Below are 3,249 nucleotides of genomic sequence, written 5' to 3' on the forward strand. Positions count from 1 at the left end.
AAGTTGGCCACGGAGGCCAAATTCGGTGTCGGCGCGAGGACAGGATCGAGCGAGCCGAGATCGACCGCTCCAAGCGAGCCTGTGTTGAGAGAGCCCAGGTCGAGCGGGATTGCCGTGGCGGGAGCAGCAAACATCAGACCACCTGTAACGACTAATGCGGCGGCCTTTGCAGTGCGAGCGAACAACATTCGTGTGCGTGTGGACATGTGGCAGTGCCTCTCTCTGCAGTTTGGGATTTGTGGTGTGGTGATCTGGAGTTACGGAGCGACATCACCGATGCCGGTAAATCCGTATCGCTGGTGAGGTCCGATGACTGCTACCTCGAACAGGCCTGTCCCGGTGCGGGTTACGCCGTCCTCGACGAGGGTGAACCGAGCCAAGTTGTCGACCGGGCACAGCATCTTCTTCCACGGTTCGATGTCCGAAACCTTTTCCCGCAGGCCTTGAACCACCAGTTCGCCCTGCCACATCCCGTGGCGCCAATCCTGCTCGAGTCCGTAGCCCGTGCCGACACCGATGTAGTTGGGCAGTATCGGTTCGCAGGTGATCTCCAGGATGTGGTCGGATTCGCCGGGTGCACCGGGGCGCCGGAAATACAGAGTTCCGCTCTTCACCTCGCGAGTACCGGAAATGAAGGTGAGCTGGTGGTCCGGTCGACCCAACCACTCCGGCTCGCGCGAGCGGTCCGCCCAGACGCGAGTCGCATCTTCGAGGATTCGGCGTCCCTGCTGATCTTCTTGGACGATCGTGACGATGGTGAAGTCGCCGAATTGGATGATCGAGTAAATCCAGAAGAAGTTCTGACTGCCGGCTATCGCCGGATCTGCCTTGCGTCCAGGCGGTTCCGCTTCGCCGACCGGTCGCACACCCCAGGACCGATCGCGATTACCCCGCCACGTCTCCGGGGTGACCGGGATGACGTCGCCGTCGACGGTCAAGGATCCGGACCATGTTCCGGTCTGCACGAATCGTTGCGTGTCGAAGGTGACTCGTCCGAGCTGGCGATGGAAATGTCTGGCCTCGAGATTGGCGGGGCCGTCGGACTCGAAGGTGAGGTCGAAGCTCAGGTCCGGCGCTTCGGGACTCGGGTCCAACACCACACGTAGGCGGTGCAGACCCTCGATGATTTCGATTCGCAGCGGGCCTACTGACAGGTCCATACGATCGTCACCCAAGGCTCGGGATGCCCGGAAGACAATATGGTCTTCGCCGCGCCGAAGAACCGCAAAGCCGTCGCATACACCAAGATTGGGGTACTGACCGAGACCGATGATGAGAAACAGTGGCTCGGTGTCGCCGTCGACGCCGGCATGGCAGTTGAAGTAGTAGCGGTCGTAGAAGTTTCGATCCGAGGTGCCCACGTGGCGGATGGTCTCGGCGATCTGATGTACCGGGTAGTCGTCGAGCGGGGACAGTGTCATCGTGCATCTCCTGTTGTGAGCGGGGATGTTGCGAGCGACTCCCAGTAGGTGCCGTCGAGCATGGCTTCGAGTGTCTTGTGGTGCAGGATCATCTCGTCCGGGTTGTCGGGGAATTCGGCCTGACCGAAAGCCACTGCGCGACTTTGGACTCGGAACATGATCACCGCGTGCCGCAGCGCGGCGTAAAGGATGTAGAAATCTAGATCCACAACCTGGTGGCCCGAAAGCGAGCGGTAGGCATCTGCCACGTCCTCGCGACGAAGGAAGTCCGGCATTCCGGGGAGTCCGGCCATGGCAGCGAGATCCTCGAAGAACCTGTGCTGGAAGATCATCCAGCCGAGGTCCAGCTCACGCGGCCCCAGTGTGGCCATCTCCCAGTCGAGGACCGCCGCCGGCCCGAAGTCGCGGTAGATGACATTTCCGATCCGCGAGTCACCCCAGCAGAGCACTGCGGAACCGGCATCGGCGGGGAAGTTCGCTTCGATCCAGTCGAAACCGCGCTCGATCAACGGAGATCCTGGTCCGTCGGCTGTTGCCCACTCGTAATAGCGCCGCTGGTCGTCAAGGTGCGCGCGAAGTGCTTCTGCCCCCGTCGGTTCGGCACCATCGCGGCACAACTCGGGGAGTGCGAGGTGCGGATCGGCCATAGCGTGTAGCTCGGCGAGCACCCGGACCGATGACTGCTGGAGTCGAGAACAGTCGTCGGCCGAAGCTTCCGAGAGCCAGGATCCGAACGTGTACGGCATGACATCGGGCGGGATTTCGCCCTCACGCCGTTCCATCACGAAGAACTCGCCGCCGAGCGCGTCCGGGTTGCTCTCGGACCAGTACACCCGCGGGATCGGCACCGACGTGTGAGCGGCGACGGCGCTCATGACCCGAAACTGCTGGTCCAGGTTGTAAGACGGAAAGATCGGTACCGCACTGTCCCGCGGGGCGATACGGGCGACCAAGCGATGCTCGGCTCGAATCCCGTCCTCGATCCACGTCGCATCGAAAAGCACAGTTTCGTTGGACATGCCGTTCGCGGCCGGCACCTCGACCGAGGTCACGGAAGGTTTCGAGCCTCGCCACAGCACGGTCGCGAGCCAGCCTTCGAGGCTGCGCCGCATCTCCGCCGGGTCGTTGCGGGATTCGCCGGGCCTGGCAAATTCGGCGTAGTCGGGATCTTCGCCGGAGGTTTCTGTTTCGGTTCGAAGGTTCATCACCACTCCTCGTGGTTCGGTGGCGCCGATGCGCACGTGCCGATTGTCGATACAATATGTATCGACTAAAGCCGTGACAGAATGTAACGGCCATCACAGCGATACCGCAAGGGATTTGCCCAAAATGTCCAAAGATTCCGAAACTCAGCACCGCCTGGGCCCGCAGCGAAACCCTGCAATCGACGACGCAGTACTGGACGCGACCAGGCAACTGTTGGAAGAAAAGGGGTACGCGGGCACCTCCATCGACGCCATAGCCACGCGTGCGGGAGTAGGACGTCCAGCCATCTACCGTCGGTGGCCGTCGAAGGCACACATCGTCAACGACGCGATCTATCCCGTACTCGACGTCGAACTGGGCGCGGACATCGACACCGAACTCGGCACCGAGGGCACGATCACGGATCAGATCCGCGCGCTGGTGCACGGCGCGGTTGCTCTGTTCGCAGCTCCCGCCACACGAGCCGCTGCTCCCGGATTGATGAGCGAAGTGCGAACAAACGCGGAATTACGCGACGTTCTCGTGGTGCGGCAACTGGCCGGAGTCCGCGTCGAGCTGAACCGTCGACTCGAGGCGGCGAGAGAGCGCGGCGACATCCGAAGCGGCGTCGACGCCGACGCTC

3 protein-coding genes and 1 pseudogene are annotated in these 3,249 nt (G+C 62.2%); 1 reads left to right on the forward strand and 3 read right to left on the reverse strand.

All coding sequences use genetic code 11. The annotated features are described in order from the left end of the window. The 3 genes and pseudogenes from A2J01_RS37055 to A2J01_RS25500 form a co-directional block, all read right to left on the reverse strand. Positions 1 to 206 (reverse strand): annotated as a pseudogene (locus A2J01_RS37055) (tyrosine-protein phosphatase); the annotation flags it as partial. A 51-nt stretch (positions 207 to 257) separates the two neighbouring features. Then, positions 258 to 1,421 (reverse strand): hypothetical protein, encoded by a 1,164-nt coding sequence (locus A2J01_RS25495; protein ID WP_064113859.1) that lies wholly within the window; start codon positions 1,419 to 1,421, stop codon positions 258 to 260. Beyond that, positions 1,418 to 2,626, reverse strand: a complete 1,209-nt coding sequence (locus A2J01_RS25500) for a phosphotransferase family protein (protein ID WP_064113861.1) — start codon at positions 2,624 to 2,626, stop codon at positions 1,418 to 1,420. The genes A2J01_RS25495 and A2J01_RS25500 overlap by 4 nt, the downstream gene beginning before the upstream one ends. 124 nt (positions 2,627 to 2,750) lie before the next feature. Between A2J01_RS25500 and A2J01_RS25505 the strand changes: the two genes are divergently transcribed. Next, on the forward strand, positions 2,751 to 3,249 hold a 499-nt coding region (locus tag A2J01_RS25505; RefSeq protein WP_064113860.1), incomplete at its 3' end, for a TetR/AcrR family transcriptional regulator.

This window comes from Rhodococcus sp. EPR-134 (genome assembly GCF_001647205.1).
Classification (GTDB): Bacteria; Actinomycetota; Actinomycetes; order Mycobacteriales; family Mycobacteriaceae; genus Rhodococcus_F; species Rhodococcus_F qingshengii.